The 21,306-nt window shown below is 63.9% G+C and carries 24 protein-coding genes and 1 riboswitch; of the genes, 8 read left to right on the forward strand and 16 right to left on the reverse strand.

Annotated features, from left to right (window positions below; translation table 11 throughout):
• Positions 1–17: 17 nt before the first annotated feature.
• The 4 genes from J5J10_RS12650 to J5J10_RS12665 form a co-directional block, all read right to left on the reverse strand.
• Positions 18–575 carry a DUF1254 domain-containing protein gene (locus J5J10_RS12650; RefSeq protein ID WP_211930144.1) on the reverse strand — a complete coding sequence of 186 codons (558 nt, stop codon included), beginning with the start codon at positions 573–575 and terminating at the stop codon, positions 18–20.
• On the reverse strand, positions 568–1,155 hold the full coding sequence (locus tag J5J10_RS12655) for a DUF1214 domain-containing protein (RefSeq protein WP_211930145.1): 588 nt from the start codon (positions 1,153–1,155) through the stop codon (positions 568–570). Before J5J10_RS12655 ends, J5J10_RS12650 begins: the two co-directional genes overlap by 8 nt.
• A gap of 83 nt (positions 1,156–1,238) precedes the next feature.
• Entirely contained in the window at positions 1,239–2,435 is a 1,197-nt protein-coding gene (locus tag J5J10_RS12660; protein ID WP_249116734.1) for a GGDEF domain-containing protein, read from the reverse strand.
• Positions 2,436–2,583: 148 nt separating this feature from the next.
• The gene (locus tag J5J10_RS12665) at positions 2,584–4,767 is read right to left on the reverse strand and encodes a PBP1A family penicillin-binding protein (RefSeq protein WP_249116735.1); all 2,184 of its coding nucleotides are present in this window, start codon (positions 4,765–4,767) and stop codon (positions 2,584–2,586) included.
• Between the two features lie 143 nt (positions 4,768–4,910).
• On the opposite strand from J5J10_RS12665, the gene J5J10_RS12670 reads away from it, so the two are divergent.
• Together J5J10_RS12670 and J5J10_RS12675 are read left to right on the forward strand one after the other, a co-directional pair.
• Positions 4,911–5,387, forward strand: a complete 477-nt coding sequence (locus tag J5J10_RS12670) for a YcgN family cysteine cluster protein (RefSeq protein ID WP_211930147.1) — start codon at positions 4,911–4,913, stop codon at positions 5,385–5,387.
• Between the two features lie 197 nt (positions 5,388–5,584).
• Positions 5,585–7,501 carry an EAL domain-containing protein gene (locus J5J10_RS12675; protein ID WP_211930148.1) on the forward strand — a complete coding sequence of 639 codons (1,917 nt, stop codon included), beginning with the start codon at positions 5,585–5,587 and terminating at the stop codon, positions 7,499–7,501.
• A gap of 238 nt (positions 7,502–7,739) precedes the next feature.
• Here J5J10_RS12675 and J5J10_RS12680 read toward each other — a convergent pair whose 3' ends face one another.
• Positions 7,740–8,333: a TetR/AcrR family transcriptional regulator gene (locus J5J10_RS12680; RefSeq protein WP_211930149.1), complete on the reverse strand. Its 594-nt coding sequence runs from the start codon at positions 8,331–8,333 to the stop codon at positions 7,740–7,742.
• 160 nt (positions 8,334–8,493) lie between these two features.
• On the opposite strand from J5J10_RS12680, the gene J5J10_RS12685 reads away from it, so the two are divergent.
• Complete coding sequence (locus J5J10_RS12685) at positions 8,494–9,255, forward strand: SDR family oxidoreductase (protein WP_211930150.1); 762 nt, start codon at positions 8,494–8,496, stop codon at positions 9,253–9,255.
• 48 nt (positions 9,256–9,303) lie between these two features.
• Here the strand turns inward: J5J10_RS12685 and J5J10_RS12690 are convergent, their stop codons facing one another.
• The 5 genes from J5J10_RS12690 to J5J10_RS12710 all read right to left on the reverse strand — a co-directional run bounded on the left by J5J10_RS12690 (position 9,304) and on the right by J5J10_RS12710 (position 12,092).
• Positions 9,304–9,762: a DoxX family protein gene (locus J5J10_RS12690; protein WP_249116896.1), complete on the reverse strand. Its 459-nt coding sequence runs from the start codon at positions 9,760–9,762 to the stop codon at positions 9,304–9,306.
• A 10-nt stretch (positions 9,763–9,772) separates the two neighbouring features.
• Positions 9,773–10,549: a DNA-binding domain-containing protein gene (locus J5J10_RS12695; protein ID WP_211930151.1), complete on the reverse strand. Its 777-nt coding sequence runs from the start codon at positions 10,547–10,549 to the stop codon at positions 9,773–9,775.
• A gap of 4 nt (positions 10,550–10,553) precedes the next feature.
• Positions 10,554–11,408, reverse strand: a complete 855-nt coding sequence (locus tag J5J10_RS12700; protein WP_211930152.1) for a DUF692 domain-containing protein — start codon at positions 11,406–11,408, stop codon at positions 10,554–10,556.
• Positions 11,409–11,490: 82 nt separating this feature from the next.
• On the reverse strand, positions 11,491–11,760 hold the full coding sequence (locus J5J10_RS12705; RefSeq protein ID WP_208548879.1) for a DUF2282 domain-containing protein: 270 nt from the start codon (positions 11,758–11,760) through the stop codon (positions 11,491–11,493).
• A gap of 59 nt (positions 11,761–11,819) precedes the next feature.
• On the reverse strand, positions 11,820–12,092 hold the full coding sequence (locus J5J10_RS12710) for a DUF2282 domain-containing protein (RefSeq protein WP_208548880.1): 273 nt from the start codon (positions 12,090–12,092) through the stop codon (positions 11,820–11,822).
• A gap of 225 nt (positions 12,093–12,317) precedes the next feature.
• On the opposite strand from J5J10_RS12710, the gene J5J10_RS12715 reads away from it, so the two are divergent.
• Both J5J10_RS12715 and J5J10_RS12720 read left to right on the forward strand, forming a co-directional pair.
• On the forward strand, positions 12,318–12,869 hold the full coding sequence (locus tag J5J10_RS12715; RefSeq protein ID WP_208548881.1) for a sigma-70 family RNA polymerase sigma factor: 552 nt from the start codon (positions 12,318–12,320) through the stop codon (positions 12,867–12,869).
• The gene (locus tag J5J10_RS12720; RefSeq protein ID WP_211930153.1) at positions 12,866–13,501 is read left to right on the forward strand and encodes a DUF1109 domain-containing protein; all 636 of its coding nucleotides are present in this window, start codon (positions 12,866–12,868) and stop codon (positions 13,499–13,501) included. The genes J5J10_RS12715 and J5J10_RS12720 overlap by 4 nt, the downstream gene beginning before the upstream one ends.
• A gap of 7 nt (positions 13,502–13,508) precedes the next feature.
• On the opposite strand, the gene J5J10_RS12725 is transcribed toward J5J10_RS12720, so the two are convergent.
• The 4 genes from J5J10_RS12725 to J5J10_RS12740 form a co-directional block, all read right to left on the reverse strand.
• Positions 13,509–14,570: an iron ABC transporter permease gene (locus J5J10_RS12725; RefSeq protein WP_211930154.1), complete on the reverse strand. Its 1,062-nt coding sequence runs from the start codon at positions 14,568–14,570 to the stop codon at positions 13,509–13,511.
• On the reverse strand, positions 14,570–15,523 hold the full coding sequence (locus tag J5J10_RS12730) for an ABC transporter substrate-binding protein (protein WP_211930155.1): 954 nt from the start codon (positions 15,521–15,523) through the stop codon (positions 14,570–14,572). Before J5J10_RS12730 ends, J5J10_RS12725 begins: the two co-directional genes overlap by 1 nt.
• Positions 15,523–16,353 (reverse strand): ABC transporter ATP-binding protein, encoded by an 831-nt coding sequence (locus tag J5J10_RS12735; protein WP_211930156.1) that lies wholly within the window; start codon positions 16,351–16,353, stop codon positions 15,523–15,525. Before J5J10_RS12735 ends, J5J10_RS12730 begins: the two co-directional genes overlap by 1 nt.
• A gap of 108 nt (positions 16,354–16,461) precedes the next feature.
• Positions 16,462–16,681: riboswitch (cobalamin riboswitch) on the reverse strand.
• Positions 16,682–16,818: 137 nt separating this feature from the next.
• Positions 16,819–18,027 carry a flagellin gene (locus J5J10_RS12740; protein ID WP_211930157.1) on the reverse strand — a complete coding sequence of 403 codons (1,209 nt, stop codon included), beginning with the start codon at positions 18,025–18,027 and terminating at the stop codon, positions 16,819–16,821.
• A 301-nt stretch (positions 18,028–18,328) separates the two neighbouring features.
• On the opposite strand from J5J10_RS12740, the gene J5J10_RS12745 reads away from it, so the two are divergent.
• Complete coding sequence (locus tag J5J10_RS12745; protein ID WP_211930158.1) at positions 18,329–18,910, forward strand: DUF1349 domain-containing protein; 582 nt, start codon at positions 18,329–18,331, stop codon at positions 18,908–18,910.
• A 54-nt stretch (positions 18,911–18,964) separates the two neighbouring features.
• Here the strand turns inward: J5J10_RS12745 and J5J10_RS12750 are convergent, their stop codons facing one another.
• A complete protein-coding gene (locus J5J10_RS12750) occupies positions 18,965–19,963 on the reverse strand; it encodes a GH25 family lysozyme (RefSeq protein WP_211930159.1) in 999 nt (332 codons plus the stop codon).
• A gap of 179 nt (positions 19,964–20,142) precedes the next feature.
• The gene (locus tag J5J10_RS12755) at positions 20,143–20,337 is read right to left on the reverse strand and encodes an antitoxin MazE-like protein (protein ID WP_211930160.1); all 195 of its coding nucleotides are present in this window, start codon (positions 20,335–20,337) and stop codon (positions 20,143–20,145) included.
• A 153-nt stretch (positions 20,338–20,490) separates the two neighbouring features.
• Here J5J10_RS12755 and J5J10_RS12760 point away from each other — a divergent pair, with 153 nt between their 5' ends.
• Positions 20,491–20,739, forward strand: a complete 249-nt coding sequence (locus J5J10_RS12760) for a type II toxin-antitoxin system Phd/YefM family antitoxin (protein WP_211930161.1) — start codon at positions 20,491–20,493, stop codon at positions 20,737–20,739.
• On the forward strand, positions 20,729–21,019 hold the full coding sequence (locus J5J10_RS12765; RefSeq protein ID WP_211930162.1) for a type II toxin-antitoxin system RelE/ParE family toxin: 291 nt from the start codon (positions 20,729–20,731) through the stop codon (positions 21,017–21,019). Before J5J10_RS12760 ends, J5J10_RS12765 begins: the two co-directional genes overlap by 11 nt.
• Positions 21,020–21,306 lie beyond the last annotated feature (287 nt).

Below are 21,306 nucleotides of genomic sequence, written 5' to 3' on the forward strand. Positions count from 1 at the left end.
GTTCTCGCGTGTTGGCGTCAGTCGATCCTGAGCGACACGCAGCCTGCCTCCGCGAGAAAGGCGGCGGCACCCGCCTCCAGGCTGGCCTGGGGTGCCAGCGTGCGAAGCACGGCGTAGCCGGCCTGTGTCGGAAGCTCGACGATGATGGCGCTTGCCAGCCCCTCCGGCGGTGCCTTTCTCAGCCGCGCGACCTGCACCGGCGAGGCCACCACGACATCCAGCACCCCGTCGAGCGAGGTCCTGTCGTTCATCGAGAAAACCTCGTTGGATGACCGGTCGTAGATCGCCAGCGACCAGAAGCCGGCATAGGCAGGCGAAACCAGCCGTGCCGCGCGCTCCGTGGTGTCGAAATGGCAGACCGCCGTCTTCACGAAGGGATCGAGGTTGGAAAGCCCGATGCGGTCCGGGCTGTCGTCCAGCAGGTGAAAGCGGTTCGCCGCACCTTCGGCGCGCACCCGCGTATAGGCGTCCTTGCCGGTAAAGTGCGGCAGCGCCAGGATGATCACGATGTGCAGCACCGCCGCCCCGACAAGGCCGGTCACGATCGCCATGAGGATCTGCGCAAGCCTATTCATCGCCGCACCCGATCGCCGCGACGCTCGGCATCTCGAAACCGATGAGGCCCGAATTGCCCGACGCCGGCGTATCGAACAACGTCATCACCAGCTGGAAACCGCCGGTATCGGCCAGCGCAATCCAGTTCATCGGCTGCGCCGTCGGCGAGATCGTGATGTCGAACAGGCCGTCGCCATCGCGCAGCACGGTGAGCGAATTGATCGCGCCCGGCAAACCCGCCGGCGTTTGCAAGGGCAGGCCACCGGCATCGGCAGCATAGAGCGTCCAGAGCCGTGCCGGCGGCGATGCGCCGCGAATCCTGTAGCTGCAGGTGCCGGTCAGCCGCTGGCCGCTGTCGTCCGTGCGGGCCGTGAAGGTCAGTCCCTCTGCGGACCCGTAGAGCAGTCGCCCGGCGCGCGCGCGGTGCGATTTGGCATAGGGGTCGGCGCTGGCAAGCTGCGCTTCCGGAAAGGCGCTCCAGACCCCGACGCGCACCGCGCCCATGCCCGCCGACGCGTTGAGCGCCGAAAGCGTCACGCCGATGCCGCCGCCGAAGGCGATGGCAAGGGCAAGGGCAACGAGCAGGGGAACACGAAACACGGGTCGATTCGATCCTCGAAAGGCTTTTGTCGAGGCGTAACACTGATTCCGCGATCAGGGGAAGGGGACGCGGCGGCTGTCCCCTACGCCGCGGCCGTCACGCCCTTTGCCACCGGCTCTGCCATCCACGTGCCGTTGCGGCCGCCGGCCTTGACGGAGTAGAGCGCCCGGTCGGCCGCCTCGACGAGTTCGCCGAGCGTCTTGTCGTCGGTGGCTGAACCGCAGGCTATGCCGATCGAGACGGTGACGCGGCCGCGTCCGTCGCGGATGTGGTCGTGCGGGATCGCCAGGTTGAACACCGCCGCGCGCAACCGCTCGGCGATGTAGCGGGCGTGGCCCGGCTCGATCGCCGGCAGGATCGCCAGGAATTCCTCGCCGCCATGGCGTCCGAGATGCAGGTGCCCGTCCAGCTCCGCCCGCATCGTCTCCGCCACGCGCACGAGGCAGTCGTCGCCGGCCGCGTGGCCGTAGCCGTCGTTGTAGCTCTTGAAATGGTCGATATCGATCAAAAGCAGTGCACAGCGGTCGAGATCGTCCGCTTCCGCGCCGGCCCGCATGCTGGCGATCGAGACGCTGGTGCCGCGGCGGTTCGGCAGGCCTGTCAGCGGGTCGGTGACCGACAACTGCTCGAGTTCGCCGTTGCGGCGCTTCAGTTCGCGCTTCAGCATCTCGTTCTCGTGCATTTGCACGAAGGCGATCAACCGTTCGGCCTCCAGCTGGTGACAGGCGATCAAGGTCAGCATCATCGCCGGCACGTAGACGGTCATGTGGAACACCAGGAACGAGGTGTAGAAGCCGTGCAGGAACCAGATGCAGCTATAGTTGACGACGAAGGTCACGAGGCTCGCCGCGAGCGCGGTGACGAAAGGCGGGCGGGCGCCGATCGTCACCACCATCTGGAAGATGACAGCAGCATAATAGTAGTGCAGGGCTGCCTCGCTGTTGCTATGCATGAGGATCACGCACCAGGCAATGTTGCCGATGATGGAGACCCCGATCGCGGCGTACTCCTTGTGGCGTATCGGCCGGTCCTGGTGCAGGAAGGCGAGCAGAACCAGCGCGAGCGGCAGGACGACGCCGAAGCGCAGGAGAAGGGAAAGCTCCGTGACATCCGATAGCAGCAGGGCATCGACGACCGCGTAGCTCATGTAGAACAAGCCGATGATCACGACGTTGGCGATCAGCACCTGCGTTCGCACGGGGTTTCGGTACCGGTCGAAGGCGGCAGCCTGTTCGGGGCTGAGCGTCGGACGGGCATCGAGGCCAAACCAGTTCTTCATGGATCATCCCTGGGATCGCGTGCGTCGGGGGCGTGATGCCCGTGCGGTTCTTGTGCGGCGCCAGAAGTTAAGTTTGGATTAATAAAACGGGTCGATTCACCCCAAAATTGGGGTGAACACTAAAATTGTATATTGGAGAGCGGTCGCCTCAGGGTTTCGCGAGGCTGGCGGTCGTCTGCAGATCGACGGCGAGCGGCGCGGCATCCTTCAGCATGCGCTGGATGTCACGCAGGATCCGGGTCGATTCGGCCGAGAGCGATCGCGGACGCACGAGCTCGGGAATGGTCTTCGCGTCCGTCTTTCCCTTCTCCGCCTTGGCGATCGCCTGCGGGCGGGTGCCGGTCGGCAGAGGATTTTCGATGCCGGGGATGGCCCGAAGCTCGATGCCCTGGTGGGCGTAGTCCATCAGCGTCTTGAACGTCATCGCCGGCAGCGATCCGCCTGTCATGTTGGCGGTCGAGGTGTAGTCGTCATTGCCGAACCAGACGGCGGTCGTGTAGTTGCCGGTGAAACCGACGAACCACGCGTCGCGGTATGCCTGAGTCGTGCCGGTCTTGCCGCCGGTGACGATGCCGTTGTCGAGCGCGGCACGGCGCGCCGTGCCGTTGACCGGGATGGTCACCAGGATGCGGTTCATCGACGACATCGCCTGCTCGGACAATACCCGCTCTGCCGGCGGCTCGTCCCGCTCGAAATCGTAGAGCACCTTGCCGGAATAGTTCATGATCTGCGCGATGCCATGGCGTCGCGACTGCATGCCTCCGGCCGGAAACACCGCATAACCCGTTGCCTGGTCGAGAACGGTCAGCTCCGACGTGCCGAGCGGGATGGTCTTGTCCTTGCGGATCGGCGTCTCCACGCCCATGCGTTTGGTCATGTCGACGATCGCGTCGAGACCCAGCTCATCTTTGGCGAGCCGCACCGGCACGGTGTTGATCGACTTGGCGAGCGCCGTCATCAGCGTCACACGGCCGGAATAGGAGCGGCCGTAGTTCTGTGGCGACCAGCCGCGCCAGGTCACGGGTCCATCGACGACGGTTGTTTCCGGCGTCATGCCCTTTTCCATGGCGGCGGCATAGGTGTAGACCTTGAACGACGAGCCCGGCTGACGCAGCGCCTTCGTCGCGCGGTTGAACTGGCTCTCGCCATAGTCGCGGCCACCGACCATGGCGCGCACCGCCCCGCCATTCTCGATCATCACGAGTGCGCCCTGGCGCACCTTGTAACCTTCGCCATATTCCCGAAGGCTGGATTCGACGGCCGCTTCGGCCGCGTGTTGCAGTCCCATGTCGATCGTTGTGCGCACGACCAGCGTGTGGTCGGGGAAACGATAGGCAAGACGCTGAACCTCGTCGAAGGCCCAGTCGAGGAAGAAGTCCGGCGCCTCCGCCTCGTCGCGGTCGATGACGGTTGCCGGGTTGCGCCTGGCGGCGATCACCTGGCCCTCGGTCATCAGCCCGCCCTGCACCATGTTGGTCAGCACCACGTTGGCGCGGGCACGCGCGGCCGGCAGGTTGACGTGCGGCGCATATTTGGCCGGCGCCTTGAAGAGGCCGGCGAGGATCGCCGATTCCGCCAGCGTCACCTCGGTGAGCGGCTTGCCGAAATAGAATTGCGAGGCGGCCGCCGCGCCGAACGTGCCGCCGCCCATATAGGCGCGGTCGAGATAAAGGGTGAGGATTTCCTTCTTCGACAGATTGGCTTCCAGCCAGAGCGAGAGGAAGGCTTCCTTGATCTTGCGCTCCAGCGAACGTTCGTTGGTCAGGAACAGGTTCTTGGCAAGCTGCTGCGAAATCGTCGAGCCGCCCTGCACGACGCCGCCGGCCCTCGCGTTTTCGCTCATGGCGCGCGCAAGGCCCATGAAGTCGATCCCGAAATGCTCGAAGAAGCGCCGGTCCTCGGTCGCCAGGACCGCCTTGATGAAATGATCGGGCAATTCGTCGATCGGAACGGAGTTCTCGTGGATGATGCCGCGATGGCCGATGACGTTGCCCTGGCGGTCGAGGAAGGTGACGGCGAAGTCGCCGCGGTTGCGCCAGTCCTTTTTCGTTTCCTCAAAGGCCGGCAAGGCGAGCGCCAGCAGCAGGACAGTACCGGCGGTGCCGAGCGTCATGCCTTCGCCGAGAACCTCGAAGAACAGCTTCTTCCAGCCGCGCACGCGGAAGCGGCGGAAGAAAATGGTGATGTCCTCCCACATGTCGACCGCCCGGAACCCCGCGTTCCACAACGTCGAGTCGATCCAGCTGTCGATCCGCAGCAGGTAATGGCGTTTGAGCCTCGGCTTCTCTTCCGGCTTGTCGGTATTCTGCACGCTAAAACCAGCCCTGCCCAATGCTGTGCTTGACGCCGGGCCTTCGAGAGGCCAGTTGTGGCCTGCGCTGCGAGGATCGGCATTTGCTGATAAATGGTCGATTTGCGCTTAGGAAACAAGGAAAAACCGGTGCGAAGCTTGCGTTCCGTGCCGAAAGGTAAACGATGACGGGCGAACCGTTCTGGAAGACCAAGGCTTTGGCCGAGATGAGCGACACCGAATGGGAGTCGCTGTGCGACGGCTGCGGCCTCTGCTGCCTCAACAAGCTTGAGGACTGGGACACCGGCGATGTCGTCTTCACCTCTGTCGCCTGCAAGCTGCTCGACGGGGAAAGCTGTCGTTGCAAGGACTACGACAACCGCATGGCGACGGTTCCGGACTGCATCCGCCTCACGATAGAGAGCGTCGAGACCATCCACTGGCTTCCGCCCACCTGCGCCTACCGCCTCATCCGCGACGGCGAGGATCTCTACTGGTGGCATTATCTCGTCTCAGGCGACCGCGACACGGTGCATCAGGCCGGCATCTCCGCCCAGGGGCGGACGGTGTCGGAGGAAGATGTCGACGTCGAGGACTTCGAGGACTATGTCGTCGACTGGCCCCTGACCGTCGGCCTCGACCCGAAAGCGGCCCGCGGGTGATGACATGACACGGCCTCTCGCGTTGAATATTGTCAAGTAAAACACCCCGTAAAGCGTCCTTGCCGATTAAGCCCCCATTAATCGCGAGCATTTAAAACGTTTCATTACATTGTATCCGGTGCGGGGGCTCGGTTTCGTTGATCATTTTTTACTTCGTTCCCTCGGTTTCATCTTGGTAAGGTCGGGAGGGACGGAACGTGCTGCGATTTATCGAGACCTACGGCAAGGCCTGGCGCGATCCGGTGCGCCGGCAGGCCCTTGCCGATGCCTACGTGCCGATCGTTCGCGGCTTCCTGCTGCCGGGCTGCGCCTACTACGTCTTCGTCACCTGGGGTCATTGGCGCGATGAAACCGGACGCGAACTTGCGATCCTGGGCGGCATCAGCGCGCTGACCGCGCTTGCCTACTGGCTGATGCGCCAGTCCGTGCTGGGTCGTCCGAAGGTAAGCCTCGGCGTGCTGGAGGCCTGCGGCGTCCTCACCAACGTCCTCATGTATTCCAATGTACTCGCCTACATGCTGCTGCATTTCGAGCCGTCCAAGCTCATCTACTTTGTCCTGATGGCGGTGGTGTTCTCGACCTCTGGTGTCACATTGCGGGGAACGCTCTTCAGCATCGTGCTGTCCATCGGCTCGCTGTTCTGGTTCGCCGGCGGTGCGGATCAGGAAACGCGCGAGCAATTTGTCTTCATCGGCATCGCCACCTCGTTCGCCGCGTTCGGCATGGCCTCGCTGCTGCGCAAGGCGATCCTGAAGCAGATCGAGGCACGTCTTGCCGCCGACGAAATGGCGGCCAGGGCCCAGGCGCTCGCCCGTACCGACATGCTGACCGCTCTGCCCAATCGCCGCTCCATGTTCGCCGAGCTCGATGGTCTGGTCGCGTCCGGCAAGCCGCTCTGGCTCGGCATCGTCGATCTCGACGGCTTCAAGTCCATCAACGACGTCTATGGCCACCTGATCGGCGACCGCCTGCTTGGCGCTGTCGTCGAACGGCTGGCGGAGGAGGCCTCGAAGGGCGACATCCTGCTTGGCCGCATCGGCGGCGACGAGTTCGCGATCATCGTTCCCGGCGACCGTCCGCCGGCCGAGATCGAGGCGCTCGGCGACGCCATGATCGGACGTCTGGCGCTGCCGTTCCAGATTTCGCTGCTGTCGCTGTCGGTCGGCGCCTCCGCCGGCTTTGCCCATTTTCCCTCGATGGGAGCCTCCGGTGCCCAGCTCTACGAGCGCGCCGATTACGCGCTCTACAAGGCAAAGGCGCATCGCCGCGGCCGCACCGTGCTGTTCGACAGCGACGAGGACGAGGAGATGAAGGAGAACGTGGCGATGGAGCGGGCGCTGCGCGAGCATGATCTGAACGCCGAGCTCTACCTTCTGCTGCAGCCGCAATACTCCCTGCGGGAAAACGCCATCACCGGCTTCGAGGCTCTGGCCCGCTGGCGGTGCGACGGACTGGGCGAGGTCCAGCCGGACAAGTTCATCCGCATCGCCGAGCGCTCCGGCCTCATGCGTCGGGTCACCGACATCCTGTTTGCCAAAGGGCTCGAAACGCTCGCAAGGCTGCCTGCCGACATGAGCCTGTCGTTCAATCTCTCAGCCCGCGATCTCGTCGATCGCTCTGTGGCTGCAGGTCTCCTGCGCATGATCGCGGCGCGCGGCATCGCCGCCGACCGGGTGGAGTTCGAGATCACCGAAACCGCCGTCATGGCCGACCTGCCGCTCGCCCGCCTGATCCTGGAAGACCTGAGCGCCGCCGGCTGCCGGATCGCGCTTGACGATTTCGGTTCCGGCTATTCGAGTTTCCGCTATATCGACCAGTTGCCGCTCAACAAGGTGAAGGTCGACAAGAGCTTCGTCCGCCAGGTCGCCCACAGCGTCACCTCGCGCGAGATCGTTGCGGGCGTCATCGCGCTCTGCCAGCGCCTCGGCCTGCGCAGCGTGCTGGAAGGCGTGGAGACCGACGCCGAACTCGCCGTCGTCCTGCCGCTCGAGCCGGATCTCATCCAGGGCTACTACTTCGGCCGCCCCATGACCGCCGACGAAGCCGTTGCCGTCGCCGCGACGCAAGGGGTGCGCAACGCGGATAACCGGTCGGCGAGCGCCGCGACGGTTTAACTGTCGACCGACTTCCGCTAGACTTCAGGTCGATCTTTTGTGGGTCAAAGATCTGGAGGAAGCGCAATGATCGATTTCACGACGACGACCGGCTTCTACAATCAGGTCGGGTTTGTCTTCCTGGCGATCTCGGTGGTCGTTTTCGTTGTCTACTACGCTCGCCGCCGACACAACTGACGGTCATCGCGGAGCAGTCTCCCGCCTATCCCCCTGAGAAGTTCAGCCCCTCCCTGACCCTTCACCCGGCCCCGCCGCCCGGCCATGTCGCCAGCGCCTGCTCGGCGACGGCCTGCAGCTTCTCGCGGCTGAAACCGGCCTTGGCCTGAACCGCCAGCCCATGCACCATCGCCAGCAGGAAGGCAGCCAGCGCTTCCGGGTCGGCGTTGTCAGGCAGGTCGCCCTCCGCCTTTGCCCGTTCGAACCGCTGCCGCAATTCCTCCTCGCCGACGGCGCGGGCATCGATCAGCGCCTGCCGCACCGGTTCAGCCTCGTCCGATCCCGCCAGCAGCCCGTTGATGCCGAGGCATCCCGGATGGGTCTGGAATCGGGTGTGCAGGTCGATCGCGCTGTGCAGGATGTAGGATGCCACCTCGCGTGACGTTTTTTGTGCATGCGCCTGGGGAATGAAGTCGAGATAGCGTTCGTAATAGTGGTCTAGCGCCCGGCGGAACATCGCTTCCTTGTTGCCGAACGCCGAATAAAGGGCAGGGCGCTCCACGCCGGTCGCCTCCGTGAGGTCGGCATAGGACGCGCCCTCGTAGCCCTTGCGCCAGAAGACACACGTCACCGCGTCGAGTGCCTTGTCCACGTCGAATTCCCTGGGACGTCCCATCAGTCCGCTCCGATCAATTTCATAACGACCATTAATAAACCGCTTGACAGCCTTTGTCCACATTCCGTAACACTCATTACGTAATGACCGTTATGAAATTGAAGCGCGACGGCCGACGTCCCGTCCGGCGGCGCTGAACAGTCTCTTTGAAAGGATACCCATGTCTCAGCAGTTCAAGGGCAAGGTCGCCCTCGTCACCGGCGGCTCGCGCGGCCTCGGCGCCACAATCGCCGAAACGCTCGCCGGTTATGGCGCCGATGTCGCGATCAGCTACGCCGCCTCCGCCGAGAAGGCCGAAGCGGTCGTCGAAAGGCTGAAAGCGAAAGGCGTGCGCGCCATCGCCATCAAAAGCGACCAGTCCGATCCCGCCTCCGCCCGGCCATTGATCGACAAAGTCATCGCCGAATTCGGCCGTCTCGACATCCTCGTCAACAACGCCGGCGTCGCGATCCAGGGCCATATGGTCGATGATCCCAACCTCGACTGGACCGCCTACGACCGCAACTGGCAGGTCAACGTCACCGGCACGATCGCCAATACCCGGGCGGCTGCCTCGAAGCTTGCCGAGGGCGGCCGCGTCATCTTCATCGGCTCGCGGCTCGGCTCCGTCGTTCCGTTCCCCGGCGTCGCCGACTACGCAGCCACCAAGACCGCGCTCGTCGGCTATGCCCGCGGCATCGCCCGCGAACTCGGGCCCCGCGACATCACCGTCAATGTCGTGCAGCCGGGCATCATGCCGACCGACATGGCGGCGGAGGTGGCGGGCGAACTGCCGAACCGCGACGCCATCCTCGACATGCACCCGATCCGCCGCATCGCCACGCTGGAGGAAGTCGCCGAAACCGTCGCCTTCCTCGCCGGCCCGCACGCCGGCTACATCACCGGCTCCACCATCGACATCGCCGGGGGCATTGGAACCTGAGGCTTGAAACAAGACGGCGCGATCATTTTCCGATCGCGCCGCGCCCCTTCACGTCCCCATCCGCTTCCAGATCAACTGATCCAGCGACAGCCGCCCCGGTCCCTTGGCGATGACGATCAGCAGGCAGCCGGCCCAGGTGCCGTGGGTCGGCCAGGCATCGGGATAGACGAAGATCTGGATCACCAGCGTCATGCCGAGCAGCGCCAGCGCCGAAAGACGGCTGGCGAGACCAATCACCAGCAACATCGGGAACAGATGTTCCGCTATCGTCGCGAGATGCGCCGACAGCCAGGGCGAGAGCAGCGGCAGCCGGTATTCGTTTTCGAACAGGAAGAGCGCGCTGTCGGATACAGACCAGCCGTCGAGCTTGGTCTGGCCGGAGCGCCAGAATACGCCGGCGATCGAAAGCCGCGCCACGAGCGCGACGAGATCGTGCGGGATCCGCTCCAGAATGGCGCGTCCCGATGCGAGATTGCGGGCAAGCGGGCGGTCGGGCAGGGCGCCCATGGTGTGGTCGTCATGCATCATGGTCGTCCTCCGGGAGTATGTCGGTAAAGGCGCCGGTGGTCAGCAGACCGGCGAGGTTTCGGGTCAGATCGAATTGGTCGGTCTCGGCCATCGCCAGCGTCGCCGCCATTCCGAGCTGTTCCCCCTCGGCAAGAGCCGACAGAAAGGTCGCCCCGCCCGGCGGCAGGCGGTGAACCTCGACCAGCATGGCCGGGCGGACGACGAGCGCGTCCTCGCCGATCCATGTCTCGACCGGGTGCGGCGTGCCGCCTTCGGCGTTCATCGCCCAGATCGTCACGACCGGGTGGGGCGAGCGCAGGATGGCGGTGGAGGGATGCGGCTGAAGCCTTATGTCGCCCAGCCGCTCCGGCGGGATCGCGGCCAGCCGTTCCGGAACAAGCGGCGCGGCATCGGCGGCGTGGTAGGCGCGGCTTCGCGCTGCCTCCAGCCGGATCACGTCAGGCAGATAAGGCAGGCCCGCGACCGGCTCGAACCCGGCGACGAAGTCCGCGAAGCCGTCGCCATAGGTCAGAAGCAGCGGCGAGCGCGGCGGATCGGCTGCCACGTATTCGCCGGCCATGGCGGCGAAGAAGTCCGCGCCGACGATCCGCTCCGTTGCGGGAAAGCGCGAGGCGAGCGCGCCGGTCAGCCCGACGCGCACATTGTTGCGATAGACGCCGAACCGGCGCTCGGGGCGCGGCGCGGTCCAGCTTGTCAGGCCCTCGGGCACCGGGCTTTCCCGGTCGGTGAGGGCGGCGGCGAAACGCTCTTGCGTGGCGGTCGACATGGCGTCACGCGGCCCGGCTTTGCGCGGCGCGGGAAAGGATCGCGCCTGCGGCTTCCGCTTCGGATCTTAGAATTGGCCAGTCCGGAACGTCATTGTCCCATTCGATCAGCGTCGCCATCGGTCCGGTTCGGGCGATCACCTCGTCATAGAGGGCCCAGACCGGGTCCTTGACCGGCGTGTCATGGCTGTCGATCAAAAGCGGTGCGCCGGCATCGTCCACCGTCTCGGAATGGCCGCTCAGATGGATTTCGCGCACCGCCTCCAGCGGGAATTGCGCAAGATAGGCGCGCGGGTCGAGATTGTGGTTGATCGAGGCGACGAACACGTTGTTGACGTCGAGCAGCAGCCCGCAGCCGGTGCGGCCCACGATCTCGCGCAGGAAAGCGGTTTCCTCGATCGTGCTTTCCTCGAACACCAGATAGGTCGCCGGGTTTTCCAGCAGCATCTGCCGCCCGAGTGTGTCTTGCACCTCGCTGACATGCGCGGCGACGCGGGCAAGCGTCTCTTCGGTGTAGGGCAGCGGCAGGAGGTCGTTGAGAAACACCTCGCCATGGCTGGACCAGGCCAGATGTTCCGAAAAGCTTTCCGGCTCGTAGCGATCGCAGAGTGTCTTCAGCCGAAGAAGATGGTCACGGTCGAGCGGCTGCATCGCCCCGATGGAGAGGCCGACGCCGTGGACGGACAGCGCATAGTCTTCCCGCAGTCGCGCAAGCTTGGCATGCGGCGGGCCGCCGGCCCCCATGTAGTTTTCCGCATGCACCTCGAAGAAGCCGACCGGCTGCGGGCCGGCGTCGATGCTCGTAAAATGCTCCGGCTTGAAGCCGACGCCCGGTCGGGCGGGAAGGCGGGACGGTTTCATGGAGGTCTCTCCGGTTCGGTCGTGGTCCCTCTCCCCGCTGGCGGGGAGAGGGTTGGGTGAAGGGCGTGCTTCGCTTCGCGCCTCAGGCCGGCGTCAGCGAGCCCTTGCCATTAGGCGTTTCCATGGTTTCGCAGGTGCCGGCCGGAACGAGCTTCCAGGCGTTCTTCTGGTAGTCCATGGTGGAGGTGCCGGCGCAGGTCGTGCCGGGGCCAGCGGCGCAATCGTTCTGGCCCTTCAGCGCCACGCCGTAGCACTTCTCCTTGGTGGCATCCTGGGCCATGGCGGGCAGGCCGCCGGCGAGAACGAGGGCGGCGGCGAGCGAGGCTGCGAGCGCGTTGCGGTTGGTCGTCATGTCTGGTGTCCTTGCTATCTGTCTTGTCTGGATTTGGCGGTGGATCGGTTTTCAGGAAATCAGGCCGGCGTCAGCGAGCCGTGGGCGCCATCAGGCGTCATCATCGTGGTGCAGGTGCCGGCGGGCACGAGCTTGAAGGACTGCTTGTCGTAGTCCATGGCCGAATGGCCGGCGCAATCATGGCTGCCGGCGGCGCAATCGTTCTGACCTTTAAGGGCGATGCCGTAGCACTTTTCCTTCTCGGCATCCTGCGCGGCGGCCGGGACGGCGATCGTGGCGAGAGCGGAAGCGAGCGAGCCGGCCAGCGCCAGCGTGACAAAACCGTTTTTCATCGTTAGTTCTCCTCAGAGTGCCGAGCCGTGATTGGCTTGGTCATCGGGAGCTACGGACCGCTGCGGCGAAACGTTACGCTGCCTGATCGGAAAAAATTCGCGATCGGATCGTGTGGCGAGGCGGCAGTGAAAAGAAATCGAAGGCAGTTCAACGGCTTGTCCGAAAAATCAGCCTTTCGATGACATCTCGGTAACGAAAGCGTGTGGCGACGCGTAGAGGGTAATGTGAGGCGGCCTGAGCGTGAGGTGCAATGGGCGGAATGGATGCGAAGCGCGCTTGATGGCGACGCGGCGTCCTACGACCGTTTCCTGCGCGCCGTGACGCCGCACCTGCGCGCCATGGCGCGGCGCCGCTGCGACCAGTTCGGGGCTTCGGCCGGAGAGGCCGAGGATATCGTCCAGGAGGTCCTGATCGCCGTTCATCTGAAACGCGGCACCTGGGATCCGGAACGCCCCATCGGCCCGTGGCTGTCGACGATCGTGCGCAACAAGCTGATCGACGCGCTGCGCCGTCGCGGCCGCAGGGTCGATGTGCCGCTGGAAGACGTCGTGGCGACGCTGGAGGCGGAAGACGCGAACGTCGCCGACAGGCTCGATGCGGAGAGCGTGCTCTCGCGCCTGAAGGAGCCGCAACGCGACATCGTCCGCTCCATATCTCTCGAGGGAGCGGGTGTGAAGGAAACGGCCGAACGGCTGAAGATGAGTGAAGTGGCGGTCAGGGTGACGCTGCACCGGGCGCTGAAGGCGCTGTCCACCCTTTACCGGAGTGAAGCATGAAGACGGATGAACTGATCAGGCTTTTGTCGGAAGATGCGCCGGTGCGGATGCGCTACCGTCGTGCGCTGGCGGCTGCCATCGTCTTCGGCGCTGTCGCCGCCGTTTCCCTCCTGCTGTCAACCTATGGCCTTCGTCCCGATCTCGCCGACCAGATCGAAACGCTGCGGGTCGCCTTCAAGATCGGCGCCAGCCTCTTGGCAGCGGTGCTGGCCTGCCGTCTCGTCCTGCGGATTGGCCGGCCGGGCCTGTCTGTCCGCGGTGCCGCGCTCTCCCTGCTGGTGCCGCTCGGCCTGCTCGTCCTTGCCGTCGCCGCCGAACTCGTCGTCCTGCCGCAAGCCGACTGGATGCCGAAACTGCTCGGCCGCAACGCCACCTTCTGCCTCGTCCTGGTGCCGACGTTGTCTTTCCTGCCGCTGGTCGCGTTGCTCTGGGCCATGAGGAATGGCGCGCCTGACAACCCCGGCCTGGCCGGTGCCGCCGCCGGCATTGCCGCGGGCGCCATCGGCGCCACGGTCTACGCGTTGCATTGCCCCGACGACAGCCCGCTCTTCGTCGCGACCTGGTACCCGCTGGCGATTGCGATCGTCACGATCGCCGGCTACGGCGCCGGTCGCCGCGCCCTGCGCTGGTAGCAGTTGCTCAGCCGGTCGCCCGGTCGCCGCGCATCATCCAGATAAAGAAGATCCCTCCGACAAGCCCGGTGATGATGCCGAGCGGCATGTCCTGCGGCGGGATCAGCGTGCGCGCGACGATGTCGGCCGCGACAAGGAAGATCGCGCCGCCGAGCGCCGAAAGCGGCAGCACCCGTCGGTAGTCGCCGCCGACCACGAACCGTACCAGATGCGGGATCATCAGCCCGATGAACGAGATCACCCCGGAAAAGGCGACCGCCGCGCCGGTCAGCAGCGCGCAGACGACGAACACCGTCAGGCGGAAGCGTTCGGCCGGAATGCCGAGCGTCGTGGCGGTCTCGTCGCCGAGCGTCATGGCATTGAAGCTGCGGGCCTTGGCGATCAGGTAGGTGCCGCAGCCGAGAAGCACCGCCAGCGGGTAGGGCAGGTAGTCCCATTGTGCCAGCCCCAGTCCGCCCAGCATCCAGAACACCACCGTATGCGTGGCGCGCGGATCGCCGAGCAGAATGGCGAGGCTGCCGAGCGAGGTGATGACGAAGGAGATCGCCACCCCGGTCAGCACCAGCCGGCTGGCATTGCCGGCCCGGTTGAGCCTCGCGATGCCGACCACCAGCGCTGTGCTCGCGATCGCGCCGCCGAAGGCGAAGAGCGGCACGGTGACCAGACCGAGAAACGTGCCGGTGTGCAAAAGCACGATGATCGCCCCGAAGGCCGCGCCCGAGGAAATGCCGAGCAGATGCGGATCGGCGAGCGTGTTGCGGGTTACCGCCTGCAGCGCCGCGCCGACCAGCGCCAGACCGGCGCCGACCATGGCGCCGAGCAGCACGCGGGGAAGCCGCACCTGCCAGACGATGTTGTCCCGGCCGGCCGACCAGTCCTGCTCCATTCCTGTCACGCCGAGATGGCTGGCGATGATCTTCCACACCTCCGACAGCGGAATATTGGTCGATCCCACCGAGACGGCGAGCATGATCATGGCGGCGAGACCCACCGTCAGCCCTGCCACCAGCACCGGGGTGAGGTGAATGAGGGCATGGCGCGGCCCGCTGACGTATCCGCGATGGCTCATTACTGGGTCGAGCGCTGGAAGGCGTCGGCGAGCGTCTTCACCGCGTTGATGTTGCGCGGACCGGGCGTCGCCTCGACATAGGGCAGCACGACGAAGCGGTTGTTCTTCACCGCCGGAATATCCTTGAAGGCCGGGTTGTCACGCATGTAGGCGATCTTCTGCTCCGCCGTCACCTCGCCGTAGTCGACGATGACGACCACCTCCGGATTGCGCTCGATCACCGGCTCCCAGCCGACCTCGGTCCAGCTGGTCTCGACATCCTCCATGATGTTGACGCCGCCGGCAGCCTCGATCAGCGCCGTCGGCATGCCGAAGCGGCCGGCCGTGAACGGCTTTTCCTCGCCGCTGTCATAGACGAACACCTTGAGCGGCTGCGTTCCCTCCGGCACGGATGCGGTCGCCTCGGCGATCTGCTTGCGGTAGCCCGCGACCAGCGCCTCGGCCTTTTCGGAGACGCCGAAGATCCGGCCCAGATTCAGGATGTCGGTATACATGTCCTCCATCGAGGACTTGTCCTTCTTCATGATGTGAATGCAGCTCTCGGTCAGCTCGTAGACCTTGATGCCGAACGGCTCCAGCGTCTCAGGCGTCACCTCGCCGCCGACCTTCATGCCGTAGTTCCAGCCGGCAAAGAACAGGTCGGCATCGGCTTCCAGCAGCACTTCCTTGGTCGGATACTGCGGCGCGATCTCCGGCAGGTCGCCGAGCTTCGCCTTCATCTCCGCGTCCATCTTGTACCAGCCGGAAATGCCGGAAATCCCGGCCATGCTGCCGGTGAGATCGAGCGCCAGCATCATGTCGGTGAGGTTCACGTCCTGAGAGATCGCCCGCTTCGGCGCTTCTTCGAACGTCACCTCGCGGTCGCAGCTCTTCACGGTGACCGGAAAGCCCGACGCAAGCGCGGTGGAGGCCGAAAGGGCGATAAAGGCGGAAAGGGCAATGGTGAAGCGCATCAAGGTCTCCCTGAAATGGTCTGGTCGAGATGAAAGGAAAATCGGGGCCGGCCGGTGGCCGGATGGGCGTCGATCACAGCTTCGACCGAAAAGGTCTCGCGGATCGCATGCGGGGTCAGCACATCGAGCGCCGGGCCGTACTGCACCTGCCGCCCGCGCGCCATGACAAGCACGGCATCGGCATGCGCCGAAGCGAGCGCCAGGTCGTGCAGCGAGACGATCACCGTCGCCGGCAGCCGCGAGAGCAGCGCCAGCACTTCGAGCTGGTGGCGGATGTCGAGATGGTTGGTCGGCTCGTCGAGGATCAGGATGTCGGGTTTCTGCAGGAGCGCCCGGGCGATCATCACCCGCTGCTTCTCGCCGCCCGAGAGCGAGGCGAAATTGCGCGGCGCCAGATGCTCGAGCGCCATCAATTGCAGCGCATCGCCGATCGCCGCGTAGGCCTCGTGCCGGTCCATGCGCCCCTGGTGCGGCGTCAGTCCGAGCTCCACGATCTCCGCGACTGTGAGGCCGAAATCGGTCGCCGGCTCCTGCAGCACGGTCGCGATGCGCCGCGCCACGGCCTGCGGCTTCATCCGCCAGATATCCTCGCCATCGATGGTGATCCGGCCGGCATCCGGCCTGTGATAGCGGTAGAGACAGCGCAGCAGGCTCGATTTGCCGGCCCCGTTCGGACCGACGATCGCCAGCATCTCGCCGGGCAGCACGGTAAAGGAAATGTCTGAAATGATCGGTTCGTCCGGAGAGCCGCGCATGGCGCCGCCCCAGGAAACACTTTCCACGCGAAGCCCCGCGGGCTTCACGCCGCTCAGTGTCGACGGCAATTGCATCCTTCAGCCTCCACGACGGACCTCGGGTCGCGGAAGGGCTGCGGCTGGCGGGAATCGGAAAAGGATCTCTCGAATGCCATCGTCGCTCTCCTCGGCACACCCCGGCCGGGTTTCGTTACACGTCGAGGCAGGTCTCCTGGCTTGCGGGTCAATGCGCTCCCGGACCTTCCCGGCCTTTTGGGCCAGTGGTTTATCCCGGTCGAACTCGCCGCTCACAGTTGCGGGGGCAGCCACGGTCTTGCGCCCTGTTGGGTACGTCGCACCGTGTTCCCTTTTAATCCCCTCGGGCTTTCGCGACCCTTGGAGAACCTTCAACGGAAGAAGGTGTAACAATGTAACGCGGGGGCGTCAATGGGCGATGGGGAGCGAAAGAGGGGAGGGGCGTGACAGGACTTTCGGCACTGGCGGCGGTGACCGGACAGGGCAGCTTCCGGTCAGGTGGACGATATCACGTACGGCCGAGTGTTACCTGAACAGCGTCAGCAGACTATCGGCACTCGTATTCGCGATGCTCAGCGACTGTATCGCCAACTGCTCCTGCGTTTGCAGCGCCTTCAGACGCGTGGAAGCCTCGTTCATATCGGCGTCCACGAGGCGGCCGATCCCGCTGTCGATGCTGTCTGTGAGCTTCGCAACGAAATCCGACTGCATGGAAATGCGTGACTGAAGTGCCCCAAGGTCTGCGGCCGCATCGATCGTCATCTCCAGCCAACCGTCGATCCGGGATAGCAGAAGACCCAGATCGCTTCCGTCCGTGACATCCACATCCATAATCGTGTACTCGGGAACGCCTGTTACACGGAAGTTGGAAAACAGCACGGGATTGGGGGCGTCTTGGCCGAACGCTTGGTTGTTGACCCCGTAGAAACCGGGACCAGAGTCGGCGGCTGATTGGGCCAAGAGGTCCCAAAATTCGAAGTCCCCGTCTACAACTCCATTCGGTCCGGCCCATTGGTCAAAAACCGCTTTCGTCACAGTTGCCGTATAGAGAAGTGCCCCGTCTTGGATGTCGAATTTGAATTCGTCTCCGTCATCCATCGTGAACGGCTCGGTAAAGGCAAATGTGTCAGTGGGGCTCGTGAAGTTCTCAAAACCACCATATGTTCTGCCATTTCCTCCAGTCGACGGGATCGTCTGCAAGAGGCCATTACCCACCGTAGTGAAAAGTGCAATTTCGCCTAGATTTACAGAGATTTTCTTGACGCCGAAGTTACCGCTCGCATCTCGCGTCGCAGACGCAACGACGGAGGCGCTGTTGCTGCCATCGGTGGAAAGCCAGTTCTCCCCGCTGAAAGTAGCGGAAGAAACGATACTGGTGAGTTGCTCCTTGAGCTGTTCGATTTCAGCCTGAACCTTGTAGCGATCAACACCGTCTTCTGTTGCCACGACAATTTTCGACTTCATCTCACTGATGACATCGACGACGGCCGTCATCCCGGCATAGGCGGTATCGACCTTCGCGCCCCCCAACCCCAGCGCGTCTTCCACCGCCGCTAGCGCCATGTTGTCGGAATGCATTGTCGTGGAAATCGACCAGTACGCGGCATTGTCGGAAGCCTGCCCCACCCTCATTCCGGTCGACACCTGGCGTTGCGTGTCCTGCATTTGACCAGCGATAGTACGGAGAGTTTGGAGCGCACTCATCGCTCCGATATTCGTGAGAATACTGGTCATGAAAACTCGGAAATGAAGAGATTCGCGCGGTCATCGCGCTGGAGAGAAGAGCGCCACTAAAGAGGCCGCATGGTAAACGAAGGGTTAACTCTCGGGTAGCATGCGAACTATTTCTGGTACCTGACCGTTCACGGATATGTGAAGCGCTGGCGCTTCATTTTTCCATTCCGTGGAGCGGTGACCAGCTGTCGACCGGAAGACCTCCGTCACCGCTTGTTTGTCGGCAATCAATCGCTCTAGGATTGGCGACAGAACGAAAGATGCGGGTCGGAAAATCCGCGAGTTGTCATGGGAGCCGCTGTTGCAGACCCTCAAACACGGACGTTGGCTCAACGAGCCGACGAAAGCGAAAATATCGGATGGCGAACTGTTCGTGGTGACGGACGCCAACACCGATTTCTGGCGAAAGACGCACTACGGCTTCGTCCGCGACACCGGCCACTTCTATGCATTTGAGACCGAAGGTGATTTCACCGCAGAGGTTCGGGTCCAGGCACATTTCGAGCATCTCTACGACCAGGCCGGCCTCATGGTCAGGCTCGACGAACGACGCTGGGTCAAGGCCGGGATCGAGTTCTCGGACGGACATGGCCTGCTCGGCAGTGTGCTGACCGATGAAACCTCCGACTGGGCCACGGGGCGATATGACGGTGACCCATCCGATTTCTGGATAAGGGTGACCGTGGAGAGCGGTGTTTTGAGGATACAGGCGTCAGGCGATGGCCGGACCTGGCCACTGGCCCGCCTCTGCCCGTTCCCGAAAGCGGATCGCTATCTGGTCGGTCCCATGTGCTGCACGCCCGAACGGGCAGGCCTGGAAGTGCGATTCAGTGAGTGGCGACTGGGGCCGGCCCTGGGAAAGGACATTCACGACCTGTCCTAGCCGCCAGACCCCTTCGTTTGGACGTCGGAACGTCTGCTTCTGGAGTAAATCGCCCTACCGCGAAGCAACCCGTCTTCCACCCTCGGCGAAGTCGTGCCACTGCTCCACCGTGCCGCGGAACACGTTGAGGTCGATCTTCTCGCTCACCCCGTGGGAGAGGCCGGAGCCGGAATACTGCCAGAACACCCAGTCGCGGTTCGGATAGACCTTGGACGGATGCTGGGCGACGGCCCGCAGCCAGAAGGGGTAGGTCTTGAAGTGGCCGGCGAGGTTGTCGGCGTAGAAATCCGGCGCGGTGTAGATCACCGGGCGCTTGCCGTAGTGGCGCTCCAGCATGTCCATGAACACCTGCATCTTTTCGCGCGCCTTTTCCGCCGAAATCTTGAAGCGGCAGTCAGACTGGTGGTTGTATTCCACGTCGATGACGGGCGGCAGAGCGTCGGGATCGTTCGGCACGTTCTTGATGAACCATTCGGCCTGCTGGCTCGCCACGCGGCACCAGTAGAAGAAGTGGTAGGCGCCGCGCTTCAGCCCGGCCTCCTTCGCCTCGCGCCAGTTCTTGGCGAACATCGGGTCGATGTGGTCGCCGCCGTCGGTCGCCTTGATATAGGCGAAGTTGGCGCCCTGGGTGCGAAGCTTCGGCCAGTCGATGTCGCCCTGCCAGCGCGACACGTCGACGCCGTGCACCGCGTAATGCTTCGGCTGCACCTTGCCGAAATTGATCGGCTTGGCATCGCGGAACTGCTGGGCATAGACCTTCAGCCGCCCGCCCTTCACGACCGGTGCCATCACCGTGTTCGGCCGGTCGGTCGGCGCGGCATAGCCCGACGCGCTCACGGCCGAAAGCGCCGGCGATTGCGCGGATCCGCCGGCCCAGGCGAGCTCATGCGTCTCCTCGCCACCTGACACCTTCGCCGGCGGCGTCGGCGCGATCGAGGCCGTCGTCTCGTTCGAGGTCTTCACCGAAAGCGCCGCCGTCGGGTCCGACGTCGAGCTGCAGCCGACGAGAAGCGTAGAGGCCAGAAGAAGGGCCGGAAGACAATTGAGACGCATCACTCACTCAACGGTTGGAGAAGGCGCCACCCCGCGATACCAGCGGCCGGCGCCAAGACAGGCCGAATCCTAACGAGACCTTACCGCCAAAAGATAAATGCAATCTTTATGGGCAGGGTTAACGGCGGGGCGGGGAGAGCGGGGAAGGGGCGGGCTCGCGGGATTGTGAATGGGGGGAGTTATTCGAGCAGGTCGTCGAGCATCGCCTCGAGAAACGCCTGCAGTTCCACGTCGCGCGCATCGCTCTCCGCTGCCGCCTTTGCCTGACGCCGGCATTCTTCCGTGAAGTCCGGCGAGCCCGTGTCGAGCGCGGGCAAATGCGCTGGCTTTGCAGCGGCTGTCTGTTCGGAAGAATTCCCGCTTGTCCTGGACATGGCGAAGTACCCGAGTGCGCCACGATCTATAGCACGGATCAGGACCCGCAACAAAGCGCGCGGACGTCTTGGCCCATCTCGGCTTCATCTTGAAGACCACGCCCAAAAGAGCTATCTAGAGACCTGTTAAAAGCACCATCAAGGATACTCTTCATGGCTCACCAGATCCTCGCCTCCACCACCGCCAGCGTCTCCGAGCTGAAGAAGAACCCGATGGGCACCGTCGCCGCCGGGGAGGGGTTTCCGGTCGCGATCCTCAATCGCAACGAGCCCGCCTTCTATTGCGTGCCGGCCAAGGCCTACGAGGCCATGCTGGAACGGCTGGAGGATCTGGAGCTGAACGCCATCGCCGATGCGCGCGAAGGCCAAGCGATCCACAAGGTCACGCTGGATGACCTATGAGCTCGCCTTTCTGGACGAGGCCCTGAAGGAGTGGAAGAAGCTCGACAGCCAGACCCGCGACCAGTTCAAGGCAAAGCTCGCCGAGCGCCTACAAAACCCCAAACTCCCCTCGGCCCGCCTGCATGGCGTCAAGGAACGCTACAAGATCAAACTCCGCAACGCCGGCTACCGGCTGGTCTACGAGGTGCGCGACCGGGAGCTTCTGGTGCTTGTCGTGGCGGTAGGCAAGCGGGAGCGGAACGAGGTGTACAAGGCGGCGGCGCGGCGGACGGGGGAGTGATTGACGTTATTAGTAGGAATGCTGCGCCTTCATGCTTGAGTCAGTAGACGTCGAAGAGCAGCGATTAAGGCGAATTTACGCCGGCATTCTGTCGATTGGATACTCCAACACCGATCTGAAAGCAGGCATAGCATGCCACAAGCGTAGCGACGTGGTCTCAACCTTGGGATTGCAAATTGGAGCTTCTCGACCAAGCCGCGAATAAGGTGTTGGCTGCCTGAATCGATACCACGCTTAGGCACGCTGTTCACATACCGGACGCATCACCAAGCTTGCATTTCGGCATT

It is taken from the genome of Ciceribacter sp. L1K23, assembly GCF_018122705.1.
GTDB lineage: Bacteria > Pseudomonadota > Alphaproteobacteria > Rhizobiales > Rhizobiaceae > Allorhizobium.